Source organism: Gordonia sp. NPDC057258 (genome assembly GCF_042668985.1).
Lineage (GTDB): Bacteria > Actinomycetota > Actinomycetes > Mycobacteriales > Mycobacteriaceae > Gordonia > Gordonia hongkongensis.
The window spans coordinates 1-23,380 of record NZ_JBHUXZ010000029.1 but is presented as its reverse complement, the minus strand read 5'-3'; the positions used below and the strand labels follow the sequence as shown (position 1 = coordinate 23,380).

The 23,380-nt window shown below is 68.0% G+C and carries 23 protein-coding genes; 8 read left to right on the top strand and 15 right to left on the bottom strand.

The features are described from left to right. Positions 1–49 precede the first annotated feature (49 nt). The 6 genes from nrdF to ACFUEJ_RS18105 form a co-directional block, all read right to left on the bottom strand. Positions 50–1,024, bottom strand: a complete 975-nt coding sequence (gene nrdF, locus ACFUEJ_RS18130) for a class 1b ribonucleoside-diphosphate reductase subunit beta (protein WP_065632743.1) — start codon at positions 1,022–1,024, stop codon at positions 50–52. Between the two features lie 17 nt (positions 1,025–1,041). Further along, positions 1,042–1,782, bottom strand: coding sequence for an NUMOD3 domain-containing DNA-binding protein (locus ACFUEJ_RS18125; protein ID WP_388030968.1), 741 nt, complete (start codon positions 1,780–1,782; stop codon positions 1,042–1,044). 51 nt (positions 1,783–1,833) lie between these two features. Next, the gene (gene nrdE, locus ACFUEJ_RS18120) at positions 1,834–4,026 is read right to left on the bottom strand and encodes a class 1b ribonucleoside-diphosphate reductase subunit alpha (RefSeq protein WP_388030965.1); all 2,193 of its coding nucleotides are present in this window, start codon (positions 4,024–4,026) and stop codon (positions 1,834–1,836) included. A gap of 100 nt (positions 4,027–4,126) precedes the next feature. Further along, entirely contained in the window at positions 4,127–4,591 is a 465-nt protein-coding gene (gene nrdI / locus ACFUEJ_RS18115) for a class Ib ribonucleoside-diphosphate reductase assembly flavoprotein NrdI (RefSeq protein WP_388030963.1), read from the bottom strand. A gap of 188 nt (positions 4,592–4,779) precedes the next feature. Continuing rightward, positions 4,780–5,013 (bottom strand): redoxin NrdH, encoded by a 234-nt coding sequence (locus ACFUEJ_RS18110; RefSeq protein ID WP_004019249.1) that lies wholly within the window; start codon positions 5,011–5,013, stop codon positions 4,780–4,782. Between the two features lie 421 nt (positions 5,014–5,434). Then, complete coding sequence (locus tag ACFUEJ_RS18105) at positions 5,435–5,992, bottom strand: NAD(P)H-dependent oxidoreductase (protein ID WP_078112944.1); 558 nt, start codon at positions 5,990–5,992, stop codon at positions 5,435–5,437. A gap of 118 nt (positions 5,993–6,110) precedes the next feature. Here ACFUEJ_RS18105 and ACFUEJ_RS18100 point away from each other — a divergent pair, with 118 nt between their 5' ends. Together ACFUEJ_RS18100 and hpxO are read left to right on the top strand one after the other, a co-directional pair. Continuing rightward, a complete protein-coding gene (locus ACFUEJ_RS18100) occupies positions 6,111–6,737 on the top strand; it encodes a TetR/AcrR family transcriptional regulator (RefSeq protein ID WP_388030959.1) in 627 nt (208 codons plus the stop codon). 109 nt (positions 6,738–6,846) lie between these two features. Beyond that, positions 6,847–8,004, top strand: a complete 1,158-nt coding sequence (gene hpxO, locus ACFUEJ_RS18095; RefSeq protein WP_388030956.1) for an FAD-dependent urate hydroxylase HpxO — start codon at positions 6,847–6,849, stop codon at positions 8,002–8,004. Between the two features lie 23 nt (positions 8,005–8,027). Here hpxO and eccB read toward each other — a convergent pair whose 3' ends face one another. Then, complete coding sequence (gene eccB / locus ACFUEJ_RS18090) at positions 8,028–9,524, bottom strand: type VII secretion protein EccB (protein ID WP_388030953.1); 1,497 nt, start codon at positions 9,522–9,524, stop codon at positions 8,028–8,030. Positions 9,525–9,748: 224 nt separating this feature from the next. On the opposite strand from eccB, the gene eccE reads away from it, so the two are divergent. After that, on the top strand, positions 9,749–11,464 hold the full coding sequence (eccE, locus tag ACFUEJ_RS18085) for a type VII secretion protein EccE (protein WP_388030951.1): 1,716 nt from the start codon (positions 9,749–9,751) through the stop codon (positions 11,462–11,464). Positions 11,465–11,474: 10 nt separating this feature from the next. On the opposite strand, the gene manA is transcribed toward eccE, so the two are convergent. The 3 genes from manA to ACFUEJ_RS18070 form a co-directional block, all read right to left on the bottom strand. After that, entirely contained in the window at positions 11,475–12,761 is a 1,287-nt protein-coding gene (gene manA / locus ACFUEJ_RS18080) for a mannose-6-phosphate isomerase, class I (RefSeq protein WP_226513686.1), read from the bottom strand. Further along, entirely contained in the window at positions 12,758–13,915 is a 1,158-nt protein-coding gene (locus ACFUEJ_RS18075; RefSeq protein ID WP_388030949.1) for a hypothetical protein, read from the bottom strand. The genes manA and ACFUEJ_RS18075 overlap by 4 nt, the downstream gene beginning before the upstream one ends. A 98-nt stretch (positions 13,916–14,013) precedes the next feature. Next, a complete protein-coding gene (locus tag ACFUEJ_RS18070; RefSeq protein WP_388030947.1) occupies positions 14,014–14,523 on the bottom strand; it encodes a DUF3499 domain-containing protein in 510 nt (169 codons plus the stop codon). A gap of 142 nt (positions 14,524–14,665) precedes the next feature. Here ACFUEJ_RS18070 and ACFUEJ_RS18065 point away from each other — a divergent pair, with 142 nt between their 5' ends. Then, complete coding sequence (locus tag ACFUEJ_RS18065) at positions 14,666–15,187, top strand: metallopeptidase family protein (RefSeq protein WP_058252540.1); 522 nt, start codon at positions 14,666–14,668, stop codon at positions 15,185–15,187. 64 nt (positions 15,188–15,251) lie between these two features. On the opposite strand, the gene ACFUEJ_RS18060 is transcribed toward ACFUEJ_RS18065, so the two are convergent. After that, complete coding sequence (locus ACFUEJ_RS18060) at positions 15,252–15,509, bottom strand: WhiB family transcriptional regulator (protein ID WP_171011557.1); 258 nt, start codon at positions 15,507–15,509, stop codon at positions 15,252–15,254. A gap of 689 nt (positions 15,510–16,198) precedes the next feature. Here ACFUEJ_RS18060 and cofD point away from each other — a divergent pair. The 3 genes from cofD to ACFUEJ_RS18045 are packed head-to-tail and all read left to right on the top strand — an operon-like array spanning position 16,199 to position 19,175. Then, positions 16,199–17,236 (top strand): 2-phospho-L-lactate transferase, encoded by a 1,038-nt coding sequence (gene cofD, locus ACFUEJ_RS18055; RefSeq protein ID WP_388030944.1) that lies wholly within the window; start codon positions 16,199–16,201, stop codon positions 17,234–17,236. Then, the gene (locus ACFUEJ_RS18050; RefSeq protein ID WP_065632649.1) at positions 17,233–18,582 is read left to right on the top strand and encodes a coenzyme F420-0:L-glutamate ligase; all 1,350 of its coding nucleotides are present in this window, start codon (positions 17,233–17,235) and stop codon (positions 18,580–18,582) included. The genes cofD and ACFUEJ_RS18050 overlap by 4 nt, the downstream gene beginning before the upstream one ends. After that, positions 18,579–19,175, top strand: coding sequence for an NUDIX hydrolase (locus ACFUEJ_RS18045; protein ID WP_058252536.1), 597 nt, complete (start codon positions 18,579–18,581; stop codon positions 19,173–19,175). Before ACFUEJ_RS18050 ends, ACFUEJ_RS18045 begins: the two co-directional genes overlap by 4 nt. On the opposite strand, the gene glgC is transcribed toward ACFUEJ_RS18045, so the two are convergent. Continuing rightward, positions 19,172–20,386 (bottom strand): glucose-1-phosphate adenylyltransferase, encoded by a 1,215-nt coding sequence (gene glgC / locus ACFUEJ_RS18040; RefSeq protein WP_388030940.1) that lies wholly within the window; start codon positions 20,384–20,386, stop codon positions 19,172–19,174. The genes ACFUEJ_RS18045 and glgC overlap by 4 nt on opposite strands. 129 nt (positions 20,387–20,515) lie before the next feature. Here glgC and glgA point away from each other — a divergent pair, with 129 nt between their 5' ends. Next, positions 20,516–21,679 carry a glycogen synthase gene (glgA, locus tag ACFUEJ_RS18035; RefSeq protein WP_388030938.1) on the top strand — a complete coding sequence of 388 codons (1,164 nt, stop codon included), beginning with the start codon at positions 20,516–20,518 and terminating at the stop codon, positions 21,677–21,679. Here glgA and ACFUEJ_RS18030 read toward each other — a convergent pair. The 3 genes from ACFUEJ_RS18030 to ACFUEJ_RS18020 all read right to left on the bottom strand — a co-directional run bounded on the left by ACFUEJ_RS18030 (position 21,658) and on the right by ACFUEJ_RS18020 (position 23,303). Next, positions 21,658–22,629 (bottom strand): putative RNA methyltransferase, encoded by a 972-nt coding sequence (locus ACFUEJ_RS18030; protein ID WP_288812178.1) that lies wholly within the window; start codon positions 22,627–22,629, stop codon positions 21,658–21,660. The genes glgA and ACFUEJ_RS18030 overlap by 22 nt on opposite strands. A gap of 2 nt (positions 22,630–22,631) precedes the next feature. After that, positions 22,632–22,799 carry a DUF3117 domain-containing protein gene (locus tag ACFUEJ_RS18025; protein ID WP_004019232.1) on the bottom strand — a complete coding sequence of 56 codons (168 nt, stop codon included), beginning with the start codon at positions 22,797–22,799 and terminating at the stop codon, positions 22,632–22,634. Positions 22,800–22,904: 105 nt separating this feature from the next. Beyond that, entirely contained in the window at positions 22,905–23,303 is a 399-nt protein-coding gene (locus tag ACFUEJ_RS18020; protein WP_338857771.1) for a DivIVA domain-containing protein, read from the bottom strand. Positions 23,304–23,380: the final 77 nt, after the last annotated feature.

The following is a 23,380-nucleotide window of genomic DNA, read 5'->3' as shown; positions in this document are numbered from 1 at the left end:
CGCCAATGCGCATATAGCACGCATTGACGCTACGAAATCCTCGGTGGGACTAGAAGTCCCAGTCCTCGTCCTCGGTGTTGACGGCCTTGCCGATGACGTAGGAACTGCCCGACCCGGAGAAGAAGTCGTGGTTCTCGTCGGCGTTGGGCGACAGTGCCGACAGGATCGCCGGGTTCACGTCGGTCTCGTCGCGCGGGAACATCGCCTCGTAGCCCAGATTCATCAGGGCCTTGTTCGCGTTGTAGCGCAGGAACTTCTTGACGTCCTCGCTCAGCCCGACCTCGTCGTACAGAGCCTCGGTGTAGTCACTCTCGTTGTCGTAGAGCTCGAACAGCAACTCGAAGGTGTAGTCCTTGAGCTCCTGACGACGCTCCGGGGTCTCGACCTCGAGTCCGCGCTGATACTTGTAGCCGATGTAGTACCCGTGCACCGCTTCGTCGCGGATGATCAGGCGGATCAGGTCGGCGGTGTTGGTGAGCTTCGCGCGGCTCGACCAGTACATCGGCAGATAGAAGCCGGAGTAGAACAGGAACGACTCGAGCAGCGTCGAGGCGACCTTGCGCTTCAGCGGGTCGTCGCCACGGTAGTAGTCCATGACGATCTGCGCCTTGCGCTGCAGCTGCTCGTTCTCCTCCGACCAGCGGAACGCCTCGTCGATCTCCTTGGTGGAGCACAGTGTCGAGAAGATCGAGCTGTAGCTCTTGGCGTGCACCGACTCCATGAAGGCGATGTTGGTGAGCACCGCCTCCTCGTGCGGAGTGGTGGCGTCCGGGATCAGCGACACCGCGCCGACCGTGCCCTGGATGGTGTCGAGCAGGGTGAGACCGGTGAACACCCGCATGGTGAGCTGCTTCTCGTACTCGGTGAGCGTGCCCCACGACGGGATGTCGTTGGACACCGGCACCTTCTCGGGCAACCAGAAGTTGCCGGTGAGGCGATCCCACACCTCGGCATCCTTCTCATCGGGCACACGGTTCCAGTTGATCGCCGAGACCCGGCTGACCAGCTTGAGCTTCTCAGACATGGCAGGTGTCGCTTTCTTCAATCATCGGGTTTGGCTACATCGTCGATGCAGTACTGACACGTGCTCTTGAACACGCCTTTGTTTGTGTGGTGCCTGGTGTGGGCGTTCCGTTTACTCGAGGGCATGGGACGCCCCCTCCGAGCCTCGGACATCTTGCGGCGTGTCTCCTCGCTCGCGCGCCGCCCGAAGTTCGGATTTCCCTCGCCCTTTCGCTGCTCCGACAGTCGAGCACGAGCTTCCTCCGACATGACGTGCCCGTAGCTGGGGTGAGCAGGTCCGAACTTCCCGAAGTTCGGATTTGCTTCTCCGGTGGTAGAGCCTCTGCGCTGGACCGACCACTTCTCACGCTGTTCATCAGAGTGCTTGAGACCGAAAAACGGATTGTCATCCGCAAACCGGCTCAGCCCCTTCCGTCCAGTGGAGCGAACCCGAGCCGCTTCTCGCATCTCCTCGGTCCAAACCACCCCGGTAGGACCCAGTCCGCCCTCTGCCAGGTTCAGCAGCGGTTGGCCGTCGCGCTTGAGGTAGGCGATCCAAGCGATCTCGGCCTCTCCCAGCTCGTTGAGTCCTTCGACGAACTGCAACTCGTCCGCCAAAACGTTGTCGCGATCTTGCAATCGGAGCCAGTCATAGAACGGCGTTTTTCTTCCGGCCGCCGCGACTTTGAAGTGTTGCCGCAGCCGCTGCTGCCCAGTTTTTGTGGTGAGCCCGATGTAACGGTAGTCATACGCGGCCCGCAACCGAACCCCGTAGATCACGCCGCCTGTGGCCGGAACCCTGTTCGTATGCAATGGTTCACACTCAACAGGTCACAACATGCAGCTGACGCAATTTTCCACCTCGGTCCCCTCGAGCGCGATCTGGCGCAGGCGGATGTAGTAGAGCGTCTTGATGCCCTTGCGCCATGCGTAGATCTGCGCCTTGTTGACGTCGCGCGTGGTGGCGGTGTCCTTGAAGAAGAGAGTCAGGCTGAGGCCCTGGTCGACGTGCTGCGTGGCCGCGGCATAGGTGTCGATGATCTTCTCGTACCCGATCTCGTACGCATCCTGGTAGTACTCCAGGTTGTCGTTCGTCATGTAGGGCGCCGGGTAGTAGACGCGGCCGATCTTGCCTTCCTTGCGGATCTCGATCTTGGCGGCGACCGGGTGGATCGAACTGGTCGAGTGGTTGATGTAGCTGATCGAGCCGGTCGGCGGGACGGCCTGCAGGTTCTGGTTGTAGATGCCGTCACGCTGGACGGCGGCCTTCAGCTCACGCCAGTCATCCTGGGTCGGGATGGCGATCCCGGCCTGCCCGAACAGGTCTCGCACCTTCTGGGTCGCCGGCTCCCACACCTTCTCGGTGTACTTGTCGAAGAACTCACCGCTCGCGTACTTCGACTTCTCGAAGCCGGTGAACGCCCGGCCGCGCTCCGCGGCGATCCGGTTCGACGCGCGCAGCGCGTGATAAAGCACCGTGTAGAAGTAGATGTTCGTGAAGTCGATGCCTTCTTCGCTGCCGTAGAAGACCCGCTCACGCGCCAGGTATCCGTGCAGGTTCATCTGCCCCAGGCCGATGGCGTGAGACTGGTTGTTGCCGTGCTCGATCGAGGGCACCGACGTGATCGTGGTCTGGTCGCTCACCGCGGTGAGGCCGCGGATCGCGGTCTCGATGGTCTGGCCGATGTCGGGCGAATCCATCGTCTTGGCGATGTTCAGCGAACCCAGGTTGCACGAGATGTCCTTGCCCACTTCGGCATACGACAGGTCGTCGTTGAAGGTCGACGGCGTCGACACCTGCAGGATCTCCGAGCACAGGTTGGAATGCGTGATCTTGCCGTCGATCGGGTTGGCCCGGTTCACCGTGTCCTCGAACATGATGTACGGGTATCCCGACTCGAACTGCAGCTCGGCGAGGGTCTGGAAGAACTCGCGCGCCTTGATCTTGGTCTTGCGGATGCGACGGTCCTCGACCATCTCGTGGTACTTGTCCGTCACGTTGACGTCCGCGAACGGTACGCCGTAGACACGTTCGACGTCGTACGGACTGAACAGGTACATGTCGTCGTTGGCCTTGGCCAGCTCGAACGTGATGTCCGGGATGACCACACCGAGCGACAGGGTCTTGATACGGATCTTCTCGTCCGCGTTCTCGCGCTTGGTGTCGAGGAAGCGGTAGATGTCGGGGTGGTGTGCGTGCAGGTACACCGCGCCCGCGCCCTGCCGGGCACCGAGCTGGTTGGCGTAGGAGAAGGAGTCCTCGAGCAGCTTCATGATCGGGATGACCCCCGAACTCTGGTTCTCGATCTTCTTGATCGGCGCACCGTGCTCACGGATGTTGCTGAGCAGCAAGGCAACTCCGCCGCCACGCTTGGAGAGCTGCAAGGCCGAATTGATCGACCGGCCGATCGACTCCATGTTGTCCTCGATACGCAGCAGGAAGCACGAGACGGGTTCGCCGCGCTGCTTCTTGCCGGAGTTGAGGAAGGTCGGCGTCGCCGGCTGGAACCGGCCCTCGATGATCTCGTCGGTGAGGTTGCGCGCGAGGGCCGTGTCGCCGTCGGCCAGGGTCAGCGCCACCATGCACACGCGATCCTCGAAACGCTCCAGGTACCGCTTGCCGTCGAACGTCTTGAGCGTGTAGCTCGTGTAGTACTTGAACGCCCCGAGGAAGGTCGGGAAACGGAACTTCTTGCTGTAGGCGTGCCCGAAGAGGCTCTTGACGAACTCGCGGTCGTACTTCGCGAGAACCTCGGGCTCGTAGTAGTTCTCCTCGACGAGGTAGTCGAGCTTCTCGTCGAGATCGTGGAAGAAGACCGTGTTCTGGTTGACGTGCTGCAGGAAGTACTGGTTCGCGGCTTCGCGATCCTTGTCGAACTGGATCTTGCCGTCGGCGTCGTACAGGTTGAGCATCGCATTGAGAGCGTGGTAGTCGAGCTCGCCCGGGTCGTGTCCCGAGGGCCCGGGGTGCACGCCCGACTTGCTGGCTGAAGTGGTGTCCGAGACGGCGGCGGTGGGCGACACGACAGATGACTCCTGCGGGTAGTGGTGGCTGTTACCGAGGGCCGGTGCGGCCAGAGTATGGGAGGGGTACGACAAAGCCTGATCGAGCGGAATCCGCAGTTCAGGCGGGCGAGGCGCTGAGCGACACGCTCGCCGCGAACGCCGGACTCTGGGCGAATTCGGCGAGTCCCGCGCGGACGCGGTCGACATCGTCGGAGGTGCCCATCAATTCGAATCGGTAGAGGTAGGGAACGCCGCACTTGCGTGCGATGACGTCGCCGGCATAACAGAACTCCTCGCCGAAGTTCGTGTTACCCGCCGCGATCACCCCCCTGATCGATGACCGATTGTGTTCGTCGTTGAGGAAGCGGATGACCTGCTTGGGTACGTAGCCGCCGGGTTGCCCCGTCGCCTTGCCCCCGCCGTAGGTCGGGCAGACCAGGACATACGGCTCGTCGACACGGAAAACACCGGTCCGATCGAGGACCGGGATGCGCGCGGCGCGCATGTCCAGTTTCTCGACGAACCGGTGGGTGTTCTCCGAGACGGAGGAGAAGTACACGATCAACGGCGATTCTGCCGCCATGTCTCCTCCAGCCGGTAGTTCTCGTGATCTCGCCGGCCGTGTCCGGCCCGGCACTGTCGGTGTCAACGCCGTGAGCGGCGTGACCATTTCCTCGAGGACCTCGCGATGCGGTGTGATCCGGCTTCCCCGTCGGATCGCCTCTGCACCGCCGGTCGGGCGGGCGATGTCACCGTGATGGTGACGGCAGATCAGGCAGCGGCGGTGGCGAGTGCCTTGATGCGGTCGGGACGGAAGCCCGACCAGTGCGCGTCGCCGGCAACCACGACGGGTGCCTGCAGGTAGCCGAGCGCCATCACGTAGTCACGCGCCTCGGCATCTTCGCTGATGTCGACGATCTCGTAGGACAGACCCTGCTTGTCGAGGGCCTTGTAGGTGGCATTGCACTGGACGCAGGCCGGCTTCGTGTAGACGGTGATAGACATTCGGAGGTACTCCTCGGGTCGTAGGAATCGCCAGTGACGTGCGGTTTCCCAGCGTGAAGATGGTGACCTGGATCACCATCGTGGTGGCTTTCTCCGAGGAGTCGAACTGCTTCTCGTCGTCTGCCTGACTGGTAGCTCAAACACTACACCTAGTGGCTGACATTTCTGGTCACCACAAGGGCTTGTGAATAACATTGATGGAAGACATGCAGGTCGGAGCGGTGCACGATCACAAATCCCCCGCGTGTCCTCCGCGTGTCCGGCGTGTCGTTCACAGGCTGTCCCGAGGCGGTCCACAACATGTCCACCGACCATCCACATCCGCCCCCGGTCGCACTCGCGGCCCGACGCCGGCACCCCCGGACACGACGACGCCGCGGCGGGCAAGGGCCGGGCGCGGCGTCGGGACGTCGGTGTGGGGTCAGGCGCTGACAGCGACCTCGTCGACGAGCCGGGTGACGGACGCGACGACCTTCTCGACGACCTCCGGAGAATCCAGGCCGGCCTCGGGCAGTGCCGCGAGCTGCAGACCGAGGTCGGCTTCCGCGATCGCGCGACCGCCGGCGATGCCGACCGACTTACGGGTGTCCTCACGGGTCCACGCGCCGCCGTACTGGCCGAGGGCCGCGCTCAGCACCGCGACGGGCTTGCCCGTGAGCGCGCCGGTGCCGTAGGGCCGAGACAACCAGTCGATGGCGTTCTTGAGTGCGGCGGGGATGGTGCCGTTGTACTCGGGGGTTGCGATCAGCACGCCGTCGGCGGCGCCGACGACCTGGCGCAGGTTCGCCACGGCTGGGTCGAGCTGCTCCTCGATGTCGATGTCCTCGCTGTAGAACGGCAGCGAGCCGAGGTTGTCGACGACCGTGATGGAGACTCCCGACGGCGCATTGTCCGCGGCCAGGTGGGCGAGCTGGCGGTTGACCGAGGCCGTACGCAGGCTTCCGACCAGCGCGACCAGTTCGACGACTCGTTCCGACATGTGATTCCTCTCGATGGCACAGAGGTCCGTGGAAGTCCACGCGACCTTGTCTACGACATGCTCTAACCGGACCAGGGTCCGATTCATTCCCCCTCTGGTCAAGAGTTACGCTCATCACGTGCCAAACGGGCCCGACCACTCCCCCCTCCACATCTCTCTCAATTCTTCGGGGACCGAACGTGCCGACGCCGCACGTAACCGGCGTCTGTTGCTGGCTGCCGCCAAGAACCTGATCGATCACCACGGTGCGGCCGCGGTGACGATGGAGGCGGTCGCCCGCGAAGCGGGTGTGGGCAAGGGCACAGTGTTCCGCCGCTTCGGCAGCCGGACCGGGCTCATGCTGGCTCTCCTCGACCACAGCGAGTCCGAGATCCAGCAGGCGTATCTGTCCGGTCCGGAGCCGCTGGGTCCCGGCGCTCCCCCGCTCGACCGACTCCTCGCCTACGGTCGCGCTCGCCTCAAGCTCACCGCCGACCACCTCGACATCCTGCTGGAGGCCGGCGCCGGTGCTGAGGACTTCATGACCCACCCGGTGGCCCGAACGTCCACCCAGCATGTGCAGATCCTGTTGCGCCAGTTGGGTTTCGACGGCGCGCTGGATTTCCTGGCCCTCACTGTCCAGGCGCCGCTCTCGGCGAGTTCGGTCCGCTACCTGTTGGTGGACGTCGGGCTCGACCTCGAGACGATCACCCATCAGTGGCAGGACATGGTCACCGCGCTCGTCACCGGACACGACCGGTCCTGACCCGTCGGGTCCATCCCGGTCACGACGTCGTCGCGGCGGCGGTCAGGCGGCGAGGCGTCCGGCGTACTCGCCGCGCGCCGCGGCTCGCGGACACCTAGCCTGGGTTCCTGTGAAAGCAGTGATCATCGGCGCCGGTATGGGCGGGACCTCGGCGGGCATCGCGTTGCGACAGCTCGGGCACGAGGTCGAGATATACGAGCAGGTCACCGAGAACCGCCCCGTCGGCGCGGCGATCTCGGTGTGGTCCAACGGGGTCAAGTGCCTGAACCACCTCGGCCTCGAAGCCGAGACCGCCGCGCTGGGCGGCATCGTCGATTCGATGAGCTACATCGACGCATTCACCGGAGAGACGATGTGCCGCTTCAGCATGGCACCGCTCATCGACGAGGTCGGGCAACGTCCTTACCCGATCGCACGCGCCGAACTCCAGCTCATGCTCATGAACGCCTTCGGCCACGACGAGATCCGGTTCGGCAAGAAGATGGTCGCCGTCCACGACGGTCCGGACGGCGCCACGGTCGAATTCGCCGACGGCACCACTGCCCAGGGTGATGTCGTCATCGCCGCCGACGGTGCGAGATCGCTTGCCCGCGACCATGTGCTCGGTCACGCGGTCGAGCGTCGTTACGCCGGGTACGTGAACTTCAACGGACTCGTCCCGATCGACGAGGAGATCGGACCGGCCACCGAATGGACCACCTACGTGGGCGATTCGCGTCGGGTATCGGTGATGCCGGTGGCGGGCAACCGGTTCTACTTCTTCTTCGACGTGACCACGCCCGAAGGGGTTCCGTTCGAACGCGGAACCGCACGCGAGGTGCTCGCCGAGGAGTTCGCCGGATGGGCGCCCGGCGTCCAGAAGCTCATCGAGACACTGGATCCCGCGACCACCAACCGCGTCGAGATCCTCGACATCGATCCGTTCCACACCTGGGTCCGGGGACGTGTCGCACTACTCGGCGACGCCGCACACAACACGACCCCCGACATCGGACAGGGTGGTTGTTCGGCGATGGAAGATGCGATCACCCTGCAGTTCGCCTTCCGTGATCACCCCGACGACCTGCACGCGGCCCTCGCGACCTATGAGGCGTCACGCACCGAACGGGCCGCCGACCTCGTGCTCCGCGCACGCAAGCGCTGCGACGTCACGCACGGCAAGGACCCGGAGGCGACCGCGGCCTGGTACGAGGAACTGCGATCCGAGGACGGCACCAACGTCATCCGCGGGATCGTCGGCAACATCGTCGGCGGCCCGCTCACGTAGGGCCGCGACGGGAGCGCCGTCGATCATCCGCCGGTCGAGGGCCCTTCGGTGTGCTCCCCGCCGGCGTCGAGTCGTGCGGTCTCCAGGCCGTCGTGCGCGACGAGGGCGTTCTCGCGCGAGAGGGTCGGCCCGGGCGCCAGCAGCGACACCACCGACCACGGCGCGCGGGACGGTGAATCCCCGAGCCCGAGGATGCCGCCGGTCTCGAAGTCCGGTACGCCGAACCGCACACCCGAATCGTTGACGTAGAACAGCGATTCGGTACGCGAGCTGTCCGCCTCGTTGCCGGTCACCTGCAGATACTCACCCGAGCCCGGCGGCATGTAGACCGCGTCGAGGTTCGGTCCGGCACCATCGGACGACGTCAGCCGGACCGGCACCGCATCCGACGCGAGCGGCAGTTCGCGCCCCGCGAGCAACGTCGTCTGTGCGCGGGGCTCCCCCGTCCCGCGGGTCCAGGTGCGGCACAGCGTCGGATCGCCGCTCACGTCCAGCAGCGTCGGCGCGACTTCGGGAAAGTCCGAGACGGGTTCCGACTCCACGGTTCTCAGCGCGGCGAGCTGCCCCGGGGCGACGGTCGTCACCGGCGCTGCGTCGGAGTCGGCCAGCCGCATGAGTTCGGCGGTCGGGGCGCTGATCTCCTGCACCCCGTCGCGCAGGACCAGGTGATAGGACGTCGTGTCGTCGACACCGACCGACTTGACGACACTGCCGACGCTCGCGCCGTCGACTGCCCCGGGCCGGCCGGCGCCCGAGATCTCCGGCACGGCAAGCGGATCGACCAGTGGGAAGGTGTTGAGCAGGCCGGTGGACATCTGCCGGGGCGTGGCCCCCTCGAGACCGAGAGCCCGCATGACGGGCGCGCTCTCGGTGTCGACAGCGGCACGGACCGGACTCCAGACACCGTCCCGGAACAGCTGATACACCAGGAAGGTCTGGTCCCCGCCGTCGACGAGCACGGCGTCGGCGGGGTTCGCCGTCCCGATCGCGTCACCCAGACGCGGCGTCTCGGCGATGACGGTCTGCTCGATCGACTCGACCGGCGCCTCCGACACGGTCGACGAATCGCAGACCGTCCAGGTGGAGGAGTCCGCGTGCGACGACTTCGGCAGTGCCGCCGGCGCACCCGGGATGCCCAACAGGGGTCCGCGCGGGTACGGCTTGAGCTTGTTGTCCCCGACCGAGGTCGGCGACTCCGAGCTACCCGTCACCAGCCGTGCCGAGGCCAGGTTGAGGACGGGATGCAGGGTGTCCTCGATCAGGACGTAGGTGCCGCCGCTGTTCTTGCTGACGATGATCGTGGCGTCGCCGACGGACCCCTGCGGCCGGATCAGGCCCCAGATTCCGCACCCGCCGAGGACCAGCAAGCCGAGGACGGTCCCGACCACGAGCGCCTGCAACTGTGAACGCATGGGATCGTGCAACATCCGGACGTCGCGTCGTACCAGCGCGTGCTCGAGCCTCTTGATCAGGAAACGGTAGCCGTTGACCTGGGCTTTGGTCGTCAGCTGACGTGCCACGGCTCCCCCTGTCCGCACCCGGGCCGCGGCGTCGGACATTCTCCGGCGGCGAGCGGGTTGTGATCTCCTGCGGCATACCCCCTGCCGCGCGGTAGTAGCCTAGCCGACAAACATGCCCCTGACGTGTGGGGCTCCACCGCTTGTGCACACTCTCGGTGGACGGCACGCGGCAGTCGGCAGCGGTGATCGAGGGGGTCGCAACCGTGGAGCGGAACAGGCGTGGGATGGCACTGCCCACACTCGTCGTGATCGAGGCGGTGCTGGCGCTCGGACTCGTCGTCTGGGTGGTGTCCGGCAGCGTCTGGGGTGCAACCGCACTCGGCGTGGCCGCGGTCGTCTCCGCAGGTCTGGTGCGGGTCGGCGGCCGGCCGTCGGTGTTCGGCCGAATCGTGGCGAATCTGTCGTTCTCGTGGTCGCGGATGCGCCGCGACCACGCCGATCTCGCCCCGGCCCCGTTCGACATCCCGCTGCCCGCACCCAGCACCCCCGCCACCGCACGGCGGACATCGGCTCCGACGACCATCGGCGCGAGGTGGGTCGGCGACACCCTGGTCACCGTCGTCCGGGTGGACCCGGGCAGCCCGGCCGTCACCTACCTGACCCCGGGCCACAGCGAACTCGGCGACGAATCGGGCCAGGTGGTGCCCCTCGGCGTCCTGGCCGAGTGCATCAGTCCCTACGACATCCGGCTCAGCTCTATCGAGGTCATCAGTCACGGTGTGCGCGTGTGGGGTTCGGGCATCGCGCCGGACACCTACGACCGCACCCTGGGCCCGCTGTCGGCGACGGCCCAACGGTCGGTGCTGGTCGTCCTCCGGCTCAATCCCCTCGACTGCGCCGACGCCGTCGCCCGCCGCGGGGGCGGCGCGACCGGTGCACTGCGCACCGCGACGGTGACCACCCGCCGCGTCGCCAAGAGGCTCGCCGAACACGGCTTGTCGACGACCATCCTGTCGGCGGCACAGATCACCGCCATCACGGCGCAGCTCATCGAGGGCGCAAGCCTCGACTCGCTCGCCGAGGAACGCTACTCGGTCGGCGTCGCCGGTCTGCGGATGCGCAGCGCCGCCGTCGAACCGGCCGCCCTGACCGACGTGCTGCGCGGCATCTGGGTGAACTCCGCGGTCTCGACGACCGTCACCGTGAAGTTGTGCCCACGAGTCACCGAGGGCAGGCGTCGCGGCGATCGCACGACGGTCGAGGTGTCCGGGATCGTCCGCGTCAACGAGTTCCCCGCCGCGAGGCGCGCACTCGGTGGATGGCCCGCGGGTCTGATCCCCCTCGACGGCCGCCAGTTCGACGCTCTCGCAGCGAGTCTCCCCATCTCGACGCCGACCCGGCTCGACCGGGCCGTACCCGCACTCACGGGTTCGGAGGCGGAGGCGTTCCTCGCCTCGGCGCGTATCCCGGCAGGCGGTTGCGGCCAGCTCATCGGCGCCGATCACGCCGGCCGCGCGGTCGCCACCCGGCTCGTCGGACCCGGTATCGCCACGGTCTCGGTCGCCGCGGGCATTCACGTCGTGGCCCAGATCGCTCTCCGCGCAGTCGCGGTCGGCGCCGCGGTGCGCGTGCACACCGACCGCCCGCACCGGTGGACCCCGGTGGTCACCGCCGTGGGCGATCCGAGCGCGCTGTCACTCTCGGGCGACCGCACCCCGGCGCGCCCCGGCCCCGGCCTGGTCATCGTCGACGGTGTGGCGCCACCTTCCCCACAGCCCGACACCACGCGGATGATCGTCGTCGCACCGGGCCTCGGCGAACCCGCCGACGGCGCCACCGTCGCGCTGCGTCAGAATCCGCGTACGCCACAGGACATCGCACTCGACACCGGTGGGCGACCGATCCTGGTCACCATGGTCGCGACCCCCGACGAATGGAACCTGATCGGCGGCTACCCCGAACCCGCGGGCACCGCCGCGGCGACTCCGGTTCGGCGCTGACGGACTGACATCATTCGGACGCGGACGCCACCGATGAGGTCAGGTCGGGTTGCGCCGAGACCGCGGCCGGCACCAGCGCGCGGTAGAAGACCGCACGAGCCGACGCCGCGCGGACGATGACGTCCGGGTCGTCGTCGGTGATCCACACCGCCCGTCCGGCCGTCACGGTGAGCGGGTTCCCACCCGCCGGTCGGACCTCCACCGCGCCGCTGAGCACGGCGAGGATCTGCGGGCCCGGCATGTCGAAGCAGATCGACGAGGCGTGGTGGAGGCCCGTCCCGTCGAGTTCGACACGCGACAGCCGGAATTCGGGAGCGGGGGTGAGGTAGACGCGCTCGGCGCCGACGGTCCGGATCTGCGGTGTCAGGTCCGAGACATCGACCGGGGTGAAGTCGAGGACGCGCAACAACTCGGGAACGTCGATGTGTTTGGGCGTCAGTCCGCCCCGCAGCACGTTGTCGGAGTTCGCCATGATCTCCACGCCCGTACCGCGGAGGTAGGCGTGCAGGTTGCCCGCGGACAGATAGAGACCCTGCCCGGGTTCGAGGTGAATGTTGTTGAGCAGCAACGATGCCAGGACACCGGGATCGTTCGGGTAGGCCTCCCCGAGTTCACACACCGTCCGCAGTTCGGCGACGAACTCCGTCTCACCTGTGCTCAGCACGGTGACCGCGCCGGCGAGTACCGCCGGGACCAGCTGACGGAGCAGCGACTCGGGCAGCGTCAGCCACGTCGTGAAGAGCGCCCGCAGCCCCTCCGAGTCCGGCTGCCCCGCGAGCATCCCCAGATAGGGGTCGAGCTCACTGACCTGCAGTGCGCGGAGCAACCGAATGGTGTCCTCCGGTCGACGGAAGCCGGCCAGGGCGTCGAACGGGGTCGTCGCGACGATCAGTTCGGGCTTGTGCCATGGATCGCGGTAGTTGCGGTCGCGGGCTTCGAGCGCGACACCGCGGGCGTTCTCGCGTTCGAATCCTGCCCGGGCCTGTTCGGCGGACGGATGTGCCTGCAGGGACAGCGGTTCCTCGGCGGCGAGCACCTTCAGGAGGAACGGCAGACGCTCGCCGAAAGCCGCCGTGCTCGCCGCGCCGAGCGTGCCGATCGGATCCGCGTCGATCACGTCGACGAGATCCTGCTCGATCCCGGCGACATCGACGCACCGAGCCGACCCCGAGGGATGGGACCCGAACCACAGCTCCGCCTCCGGGTGCGCGGACGGCACGGACCTACCCTGCATGGACGCGATCGCGGTCCGCGACCCCCAGGCGTATGGCCGCACCACTCCGTCGATGATCCTCATTGCAACGCGTTCCCAACCAGGCGGAGGTACACCGCCGCCATCTCGACCCGTAGTGCCACGATCAGGAAATCCAGTACATCCCCCGGGCCGTCGGCCACCGGATCCTCACCCGGCGCCGGACGCCGGTCCTCCCACTCGCGGCCGTCCGCGCCCCCGGCGGCCGAAGTCTCTTGCGCACGATCGATTCCGACGAGGAGATCGACCTCGCCGAGGCCGGTGACCCGCTGACGCGTGAACCATTCCCGCCGCCCGGTCGAGACGACCTGGACACGCGGCGCGGGAGCTGCCGGCGGTCCGTCGAAGTCGGGATCGTAGAAGATCGAGTCCGCACTCGGTGCGACATCCGAGCGCGACCCGAGCAACTGCACCATTCGCGAGACGTCCGTGAGTTCGGCTGCGGCGCTGACGATCCCGGAGAGTCCGACGAGCCCGGCGACCGCATGCCGGGCGATGGCCGCGCCGGCCGGGCTGTCCGCCGTCCAGACGGTGGGGCGGCCCTGGACGCGCAGCGCCAGCGATTTGGCGCGATTGTGGAAGGCGTCGCGGGCCGGGTGTCCGGTCGAGGCCTCGTCGTCGAGTGCGTCGGCGAGGTCGTCGAGTGCGCGCACGCTCCCGGTGAACCGGACCTGGGTCAGCGCACCGAACACCGCGAGCAGCGCGGCGGCGAACCCCACGAAGCGGAAGCGGGGTTCGATGTCGAACCGCGGCGCGAGGTTGATCCCGTTGCCGCCCAGCGCATCTCGAAGAGGCCCGGCCACGGGTGCGACCACCACGACCTCGGCCCGCCGGCGTAACGCCCGCGCGGCGGCGTCGGCGAGCGCCATGTCCCCGGCATCGTCGCCGGCGACGATCACGACGTCGAGCGGGCCGATCCACCCGGGCAACACCGGACCGCTGACCACCGGGACGTCCACCCGGGCCCCGAGCGTGGCCACCGCGAAGTCGGTCGCCCGATGGGAGACGCCGCTGGAACCGTGGACCACGATGACGCTACGGGGACGCAGGTCCGCGAGCGGGGCGAGCACGCCTTCGCGCACCGCTTCGGCGACGGCGCGCACCTGTGCGCCGGCGAGCGCGACCGCTCTCAGCAAACCGTCGACATCGGCCGAGATCAGCTCCTCGGCGTCGTCGAGGTCGGGGGAACCGGTTCGCATGTCACCAGGGTAGCCAGGTCGCGAAGTCGGCGCGCACGTACTCGGCACAGTTGCGGCGATGCCTTCGGGGTCCACGCCCCCCGCGCGGTGGTGACCGGTCAGTCGACCGGGTCCGGCAGTACCCGCAGGTGTCCGCGGCGCCCCGGGCGCGGCCGGGTCTGGTGACGCGACGCCCCGGCGGTCGGGGCGGGCGCATCGACCGGGCCGGCGCGGTGCCGACCCGTCCGACGGTCGTCCACGGCATCGCGATGGACCTCGACGAACGCGGTGTCCTCGAAGGCATCGAGGGCGTCGATCGGACTGCGGTCGACGTACCGCGGGCGTCCACCGCCGGCGACGGCTCCGGCTTCCCGAACCGCCTCGGCGAGCGCGGTCAGCTCTTGATCCTCGGCCGGCGGCGCGGAGAATCCCCGCTCGCTGCGCAGCATCTCCCAGCCGCGCGGGACGGTGATCCGGCGGGCGTGATCGTCGCACAGGTCCCACGAGTGCGGCTCCTGCGACGTCGCGAGCGGACCGATCACCGCGGTCGACTCGGCATAGACGAAGGTCAGGGTAGCCACCGCGGATCGGGCGCAGCCGGGTCGGCAGCACAGTCGGGGAAGCTTCACGTGACGAGATTAGCCCTCGTCGCTCGCAACCGCGTCGGCGACACGCTCACCGGGCGGGCGGCCGGCGAAGACCCGGACCGCCGGAGCAGACACGCAGCGACCGGAGGAGACACGGACTCGTCCGACCTCCTACACTCTCGCCATGCGTATCGACCCGAAGCCGACTCCACGTGGCTCCTCAGGCCTGCCGGAGGCGCGCCGCGGTCGTCGGCGGACGGGTCGTCACCGCGATCGTCGCGGACGGGGACTGCGCTCGCCGTTGCTGCCACAGGGCGTGCCCGCCCACAACAGCCGGTCCGATGAATTCGACGCGGTCGCCCTGGAGGCGTTCGCCGAGATCGACGCGCAGTGGCATGACCAGATCGCCGGACTCGACATCGCCGTCGACGAGATCCCCCGGCTCCTGCCCCGCGACCCCGAGACGGTCGAGTGGCCCGACGAGGTAACCGCGGACGGTGCGGTGCCGCTCGCACGGCTGATCCCGGCCGGGATGGATGTGAACGGCGCACCGACGCGGGCGCAGATCATCCTGTTCCGCCGGCCACTGGAGTCCCGGGCCAAGAAGGGCACCGAGTTGCTGGATCTGATCCACGAGGTACTCGTGCAACAGGTGGCGACGCATCTGGGCGTCGACGAAGACACGATCGACCGCGGACCAGAGTGATCCGCGGTCGATGATCGGTGGGGACGACTCCGTCGCGAGCCGTCCGCTCAGATGGTGACGCCGGTCAGATGATGCCGCGCTTGAGACGCCGGCGCTCACGCTCCGACAGGCCGCCCCAGATACCGAAGCGTTCGTCGTTGTGCAGTGCGTACTCGAGGCATTCGGACTTGACCTCGCAGCCCTGGCAGATCCGCTTGGCCTCACGTGTCGACCCACCCTTTTCCGGGAAGAACGCCTCGGGGTCGGTCTGCGCACACAGGGCACGGTCCTGCCACTGCTCTTCGACGGCGTCGAAGAGATCGTCGAAGTCGTTGGGCACCAACGAAAGATGACGACGACCCGGGTCGGCATCGTCGGCGACGGGCCCGTGCGGCGACCCGAAATCGGTCCCGATGCCGATGGCCGACGCGGCGGCAGTGCCGCCGATCATCGAATCATCAACGGGGCCAAGGGTGTTGAATTCGGCGGTGAATTGCGGGCGGTTCTGTGGTTCAAGCGGATTGCCGATCGGGTTTTCCAAAGCCATCGTCGGCGCCTCCTAGCTCGGGATGTTGGTAGTTTCTGCGTCCTCTGCGAACACGGCCTGTGTGCCGCACCCACCACTGTTGCCACACCACTTGTACTACGGATGTGGAAACACCCACATCAGACGTACACAGCGCCCGAGCGACGGCCCGCGAAGTGCCGGAACCGACCCTCTCCCGAGTTCGAACATACGATCGAATCCGTTGAAGTCCAGCGGTTTTCGATCCGAAGGTTCTCGATCTCAAACTCGGAATGACACTGATGTGATTACACACGCCCAAGGCGGTCCCGGTCAAGTTGAAGTCAAAGATTCTCTGTTTACCACCAGGATCCGACAACCCTGTGACTCGACACGACATTGACCTCAACCCGACGTGAATGTCACACCGAACCCGGCACGGGTCGAAACCATCCGCACCGCACCGACAGCGCCTGACCGCCGACTCGCACCGCGCACTACAGTGGCGGTGTGAAGGAGTACCTGCTGTGAAGGTGACCGTACTCGTCGGGGGCGTCGGAGGGGCACGATTCCTCCTCGGTCTGCGCGAATTGTTCGGCCCGACGGCGTTCCCGGCCCCCCAGGACGACGCGTCCGGCGCCCCGGCGACCGAGCACGAGATCACCGCCATCGTGAACGTGGGCGACGACGCCTGGATGCACGGCGTCCGCATCTGCCCCGACCTCGACACCTGTATGTACACCCTCGGGGGCGGGATCGATCCCGAACGCGGGTGGGGTCGGCGCGACGAATCCTGGCGCGCGAAAGAGGAACTCGCCGCCTACGGGGCCGACCCGGATTGGTTCGGACTCGGCGATCGCGATCTCGCGACCCACCTCATCCGGACCCAGATGCTCGACGCCGGGTACCGGCTGTCCGACGTCACGGCCGCCCTGTGCCGGCGCTGGGTCCCCGGGGTGCGGCTCCTGCCCGTCACCGACGATCGTCACGAAACCCACGTCGTGGTCGCCAAACCCGACGGCGAGGACGGCGAACGGGTCGCGATCCACTTCCAGGAATGGTGGGTACGCCATCGCGCGCAGATCCCCACCTTCGGCTTCGCGCAGGTCGGTTCGGACGACACGGCGCCGGCACCCGGCGTCCTCGACGCGATCGCCGACGCCGATGTCATCCTCCTCGCGCCGTCGAACCCGGTCGTGAGCATCGGCGCCATCGTCAGTGTTCCCGGGATGCGCAGCGCGCTGCGCCAGACCAGGGCCCCGGTGGTCGGGATCTCACCGGTCATCGACAACCGTCCCCTGCGCGGCATGGCCGACGAGTGCCTGTCCGTGATCGAGGTCGAGTCCTCGGCACAGGGGATCGCCGGACACTACGGCGCCCGCAGAGGCAACGGGATTCTCGACGGTTGGCTCATCGCCGAGGGTGACCACGCCGCTGTCGACGGCATCGCCGTCGGCGCCGCACCGCTGCTCATGACCGACCCCGCGGCCACCGCGCAGATGGTGCGTGCGGCCTGCGCGCTCGTCGACGTACCGCTGCCCGAGACCAACAAGGGCGTGCGGTGACCGCTCGCCCCGACCACCGCGCACCGGGACATCTCGAGATCCGGCCGGTGACCGGCCTGCCCGAGTTCACCGCCGACTCCGACGTCGCGGGTGAGATCCTCGGCGCCGCACCCTGGCTCGAGTCCGGCGACGTCCTGGTGGTCACCAGCAAGATCATCTCCAAGGCCGAAGGGCGGATGGTCGACGCGCCCAGCGACCCCGAGGAGCGGGACGCGCTGCGTCGTCGCCTCGTCGACGCCGAATCGGTGCGCGTCCTGGCCCGCAAGAACCGAACCCTCATCACCGAGAACCGCCTCGGCCTGGTGCAGGCAGCGGCCGGGATCGACGGCTCGAATGTGCGCAGCGACCAACTGGCACTCCTGCCGGAGAACCCCGACCGCAGTGCGGCGTCACTGCGGCGTGCCATAGCCGACGCCGCCGGCCTCGACGTCGCGGTGATCATCACCGACACGATGGGTCGGGCCTGGCGGACCGGACAGACCGACGTCGCCATCGGCGCGGCCGGCATCGCCGTGACCCATCCCTACGAGGGCGGCGTCGACGACTACGGGAATCCGTTGATCGTCACCGAGATAGCGGTGGCCGACGAACTCGCCGCTGCGGCGGACCTCGTCAAGGGCAAGCTCGCCGCCGTCCCGGTCGCCGTCGTCCGCGGATTCGCTCCGGCCGACGACGGCACCACCGCCGCCGACCTCATCCGTCCCTACGACGAGGACCTGTTCCGTCTCGGGACCGAAGAGGCGATCGCAGAGGGCCGCCGAGAGGCCATCCGCACCCGGCGTTCGGTGCGCACCTTCGCCGACCGGCCCGTCGACCCCGCGGAGATGCGCGACGCCCTCGCCGAGGCGCTCACCGCCCCGGCACCCCACCACACACATCCGGTCCGCTTCGTGTGGCTGCGTTCCGCCTCGCGACGCCGCGAACTGCTCGACGCGATGACGCGCGACTGGCGCACCGACCTCGAATCGGACTCCAAGACAGCCGAATCCATCGAGAAGCGACTTCGACGCGGGCAGATCCTCTACGACGCCCCGGAACTGGTGATCCCGTTCCTCGTACCCGAGGGCGCCCACGACTACCCCGATGATCGTCGCAACGCCGCCGAGCACACGATGTTCACCGTGGCCGCGGGCGGGGCGGTCGCGACCCTGCTCACCGCGCTGGCGGTCCGCGACATCGGCAGCTGCTGGGTCGGGTCGACCATCTTCGCCGCGCCGACGGTGCGCCGCGTTCTCGATCTGGATCCGAGTTGGGAACCGCTGGGGGCCGTCGCCATCGGACATCCGCTCGAACCGGCCGGGTTGCGCGACCCCGCCCCCACCGCGGAGTGGGTCGTCGAACTGTGACCGCCGAGTCGCTGCACGCCTCCGCCGTCGAGGCCCTGACACGGTGGGAGACACCCGATCCCGCCCAGGACTCCCTGCGTCACGCATATCTCGCGTTCCTCGCCGCGTCCCCGGACGGGTGTCTTCGGGCCTGCGCACCAGGACATCTGACGGGTTCGGCGATCGTCTTCGACGCGACGCGCCGACACGTCCTGCTGACCCTGCACCCCCGCGTCGGGAAGTGGATACAGCTCGGCGGTCACTGCGAACCCTCCGACGATTCCCTCGCCGGCGCGGCGCTACGCGAGGCGCGAGAAGAGTCGGGCATGCCCGAACTCGTGCTCGACACCGCCGACCCCACGCTCGCCGGTGACGGGATGGTCCACCTCCACACCCACCCGATCACCTGCTCCTTGGGAGTCCCCACCCGCCACCTCGACGTCCGCTACCGGGTGGTCGCCGCCCCGACGCCCGACGGTGAACTCCCCCGCGTCGTATGCAGTGACGAGTCCGTGGACCTCCGCTGGTGGCCGGTCGACGCGCTTCCGGACGACGCCGGAGACGACATCGCGACGCTCATCGACGCGGCCCTACGCGACGGGCGGCGGCGCTAAACCTGGATGTTCTTGCCGACGGTGACCACACCGCCGGCGCTCACCGAGAACCGTTCGCGGTCGGCCTCGAGATCGACACCGAGCTGCTCGCCGTCACCGACCACGACGTTCTTGTCGAGGATGGCCTTGCGGACCACCGCGCCCTTGCCGACGCGCACGCCGGGCATCAGCACGCTGCCCTCGACCACCGCGCCGTCCTCGACGATGACGTTCGACGACAGCACGGAGTTGCGCACCGTGCCGGCGGAGATGAGGCATCCGGAACCGACCACGGAGTCCTCCGCGACCCCGCCCTGGACGAACTTGGCGGGCGGCAGGTTGTGGGTCTCGCCGCGGATGGGCCAGCGGCCGTTGTAGAGGTTGAAGATCGGGTGGACCGACACCAGGTCCATGTGCGCCTCGTAGAACGCATCCAGGGTTCCGACGTCGCGCCAGTAACCGGTGTCGCGTTCGGTGGCACCGGGTACCTGGTTGTCCTTGAAGTCGTAGACGAAGGCGGTGTCCCGGCGCACGAAGGCCGGGATGATGTCACCGCCCATGTCGTGGTCGGAGTCCGAGTCGGCGGCGTCGGCGCGCAGCGCGTCGACCAGCGCCTCGGTGGTGAACACGTAGTTGCCCATCGACGCGAACGTCACGTCGGGATCGTCCGGCGTGCCGGGCGGATCGGCCGGCTTCTCCAGGAAGCGGGTGATCTTCCCGCTCTCGTCGGAGTCGATGCAGCCGAAGGCCACCGCCTCTGCTCGGGGCACGCGGATCCCGGCCACCGTGACGTCGGCGCCGGATTCGATGTGCGCGGCCACCATCTGCGACGGATCCATCCGGTACACGTGATCGGCTCCGAAGACGACGATGTACTCGGGTCGTTCGTCGGTGATGAGGTTCATCGACTGGAAGATCGCATCGGCACTGCCGGTGTACCAGCGTGGTCCGAGTCGCTGCTGGGCCGGCACCGGGGTGATGTACTCGCCGTGGAATCCCGACGTCCACCAGGTCTGCGAGATGTGCCGGTCCAGCGAATGCGACTTGTACTGTGTCAGTACGCAAATGCGCTCGTAACCGGCGTTGACCAGGTTCGACAGCACGAAGTCGATGAGCCGGTAGGCGCCGCCGAAGGGCACCGCAGGTTTGGCGCGGTCCATCGTCAGCGGGTACAGACGCTTGCCTTCGCCGCCTGCGAGGACGATGCCGAGGACGTGCGGCTCAGATCTCACTCCCCCAACTTAACCGCGATCGAAGCCGTCGGCCAGATGACCGGGCGGTCAGTATGCGTGGCGTCGGTCGCGACCAGGGTTTGGCAGCACCGATGGCGATCTGCGCGCGTTGGCACTAGCGTCGAGATCATGCGGGTGGCGATGATGACACGGGAATATCCACCTGAGGTCTACGGCGGCGCCGGGGTCCACGTCACCGAATTGGTCCGGTATCTGCGCGATCTCATCACCGTCGACGTGCACTGCATGGGCGCCGAGCGGGAGACCGCCGCGGTGTACACCCCCGACCCGGGGTTGGCCGGGGCGAATGCGGCGATCACCACGTTGTCGGCCGATCTGCGGATGGTGGTGGGTGCGTCCGGTGCCGACGTCGTGCACTCCCACACCTGGTACACCGGCCTTGCCGGGCACCTGGCGGGACGGCTCTACGACGTGCCGCACGTGCTGACCGCCCACTCGCTCGAACCGTCGCGCCCGTGGAAGGCCGAGCAACTCGGCGGCGGGTACCGGGTGTCGAGCTGGGTGGAACGCAACGCGGTGGAGTACGCCGACGCGGTGATCGCGGTGAGCTCGGGGATGCGCACCGAGATCTGTGACACCTACCCGCGTCTGGACCCTGAGCGTGTCCATGTGGTGCGCAACGGGATCGACACATCTCAATGGTTCCCGGTCTACGATCCGTTCGGACCCGACTCGACGCCGACCGCACTCGGGCTCGACCCGGACCGCCCGATCGTGGCGTTCGTCGGCCGGATCACCCGGCAGAAGGGCGTCGCACATCTGGTGGCCGCGGCGCACCGGTTCGATCCGGACATCCAGCTCGTCCTCTGTGCTGGTGCCCCCGACACGCCGGAGATCGGCGCCGAGATCGAGAGCGCGGTGGGCGAACTCTCCGCCTCGCGTCCCGGCGTCCACTGGGTGCGCGAGATGCTCCCACTCCCCCGGATCCGCGAGATCTTGACCGCGGCAACGGTCTTCGTGTGCCCATCGGTGTACGAACCGCTGGGCATCGTCAACCTCGAGGCGATGGCCTGCGGTACCGCGGTGGTGGCCTCGGCGGTCGGCGGCATTCCCGAGGTGGTGCGCGACAACGTCACCGGCCGCCTCGTGCGGTACGACCCCGTCGATCCGGCGACCTTCGAACACGATCTCGCCGACACGGTGAACGCGGTGGCCTCGGATGCGGCGGCGTCGGCGATGGGGGTGGCCGGCCGCGAACGCGCCGAGGCCGAGTTCTCCTGGGCGTCGATCGCCGAACAGACGCTGGGTGTCTACGAGTCCGTACGGCGCTGAGCGGGTGAGCGTCCGCGGACGGGCCGACACGTGGTCACCACGACCGACACCGTGGCCGGCACCCGACCGTCCCCGGCGAAGGCCGCGGCCCGCGAGCGGATGTCGGCCTCGTCGGAGTGAAATGCCGACGGGCCCATGGCGACCAGATCCCCCACGGTCTGCGCGTCGACGTCTGCGGAGTACCGGACAGGTGACTCGTCGACCACTTCGAAGCCCGCGTCGAGCGAGGCACGGAGGCGCTCGGATTTGGCCTCGTCGACACGCAGCATCGCCATCGGCTCGATGAGTTCGCCGAGGTGGTCGGGCCCCGGACTCACGATGATCAGTGCGCCATCAGGGGCCAGTACGCGGGCGAACTCGCTCGCGTTGCGCGGCGCGAACACCGAGAGCACCACCGCGACAGCATCATCGACGACGGGCAGTCCGCGCCAGACGTCGGCGACGACGGCAGCGAGGGGCCGGGGTCCCCGCGCCATGGCCCGCGCGCAGTACTTCGAGAGGTCCAGGCCGATTCCGGCGGCCGAGGACCGTCCGTCACCGCCGGGCACCCCACTCGCCTCGACCGCGGCGCGAAGATAGTGTCCGCCACCGGCCCCCGCGTCGAGGATCACCGGCCGGTCGTGTCCACCCGTGACCTCGGCCGCGCGGCCGGCGACGAAATCGACCACGGGGAGCAGGAAACCGGAGTCGTGCACGCGGGCTCGGGCGGCCACCATGGCTGCGGTGTCGGCGCGCAGCGCGCCGGACCGGCCGTCGAGCAGTGAGACATAGCCCTGACGGGCGAGGTCGAAAGAATGCGCCTGCGGACAGCGCAGCGACGCGCCGTCGGCCGACAGGCGCCCGGTACACACCGGGCAGCGCAGGATCTCGAGTACCGGAGTGAGGCCATGCGCCCGGTGCGGAGTCGGTGGGTCCGCCCGGGCCTCATGGGAACTGCCCTCGTGGGGCATGTTCAGCCGGTTACCCCGCGGAGTTCCTCGCCCAGCGCGGCTGCTTCGTCGGCGGTCAGCTCGACGACCAGTCGACCTCCACCTTCGATCGGAATCCGGACAACGATTCCACGCCCTTCTTTGGCCGCTTCGAGGGGGCCGTCCCCAGTACGTGGCTTCATTGCCGCCATTCTCAAGCTCCCTTCAAGGTCCCTGCTCCGAACATGATACGTGCCCGGGTCGCACACGATTGTCAGTGCGCGACACGCGCGCCGCGCGGTCTCGACGTACGGCCCCTACCGGGGGGTGCTCGGCGGGCCGGACCGCCCGGCCTCCACGCCGCCGTTCCCGGTGATACCAGCGGCGGGATCGTCCGGAGCCGCGCCCGCTTCCGCCCCGGGCACCGACTCCCGTTCGCGCAGACGCGTGATCACCGACCGCAGGTCGTCGACCTCACGCGCGAGACGTGCCAGCGCCCAGTCGACTTCGGCCTGCTTGTAACCACGCGGGGTCTGGGCGAAGCGCAACGCACGCACGTCGTCACCGGTGATGCCCACCGACGGCAACCGGGTGAGCGTGGTGTCGGGCTCGACCGGCGGCAGATCTTCTCCGCGTCCGAACACGAACCAGACGACAGCGAACACGATCGCGACGACGAGTCCCATGATCAGCAGGTACAGCAGCAGCGTCTGCATGCGTTCCATCCTGGCAGAAGCGCCCGGACGACGGCCCGGCACAGCACCGACCCGGCGACGGCCACCCGCGTCAGGGC

Coding starts and splice junctions, on each gene's coding strand:
- ACFUEJ_RS18025 (WP_004019232.1), bottom strand. CDS start 22,799: ATGGCGGCAATGAAGCCACGTACTGGGGACGGCCCCCTCGAAGCGGCC.
- eccE (WP_388030951.1), top strand. CDS start 9,749: ATGGCACTGCCCACACTCGTCGTGATCGAGGCGGTGCTGGCGCTCGGA.
- ACFUEJ_RS18110 (WP_004019249.1), bottom strand. CDS start 5,013: ATGTCTATCACCGTCTACACGAAGCCGGCCTGCGTCCAGTGCAATGCC.
- nrdF (WP_065632743.1), bottom strand. CDS start 1,024: ATGTCTGAGAAGCTCAAGCTGGTCAGCCGGGTCTCGGCGATCAACTGG.
- ACFUEJ_RS18075 (WP_388030949.1), bottom strand. CDS start 13,915: ATGCGAACCGGTTCCCCCGACCTCGACGACGCCGAGGAGCTGATCTCG.
- ACFUEJ_RS18030 (WP_288812178.1), bottom strand. CDS start 22,629: ATGCCCCACGAGGGCAGTTCCCATGAGGCCCGGGCGGACCCACCGACT.
- ACFUEJ_RS18065 (WP_058252540.1), top strand. CDS start 14,666: ATGCGTATCGACCCGAAGCCGACTCCACGTGGCTCCTCAGGCCTGCCG.
- ACFUEJ_RS18020 (WP_338857771.1), bottom strand. CDS start 23,303: ATGCAGACGCTGCTGCTGTACCTGCTGATCATGGGACTCGTCGTCGCG.
- glgA (WP_388030938.1), top strand. CDS start 20,516: ATGCGGGTGGCGATGATGACACGGGAATATCCACCTGAGGTCTACGGC.
- ACFUEJ_RS18105 (WP_078112944.1), bottom strand. CDS start 5,992: ATGTCGGAACGAGTCGTCGAACTGGTCGCGCTGGTCGGAAGCCTGCGT.
- manA (WP_226513686.1), bottom strand. CDS start 12,761: ATGAGGATCATCGACGGAGTGGTGCGGCCATACGCCTGGGGGTCGCGG.
- nrdI (WP_388030963.1), bottom strand. CDS start 4,591: ATGGCGGCAGAATCGCCGTTGATCGTGTACTTCTCCTCCGTCTCGGAG.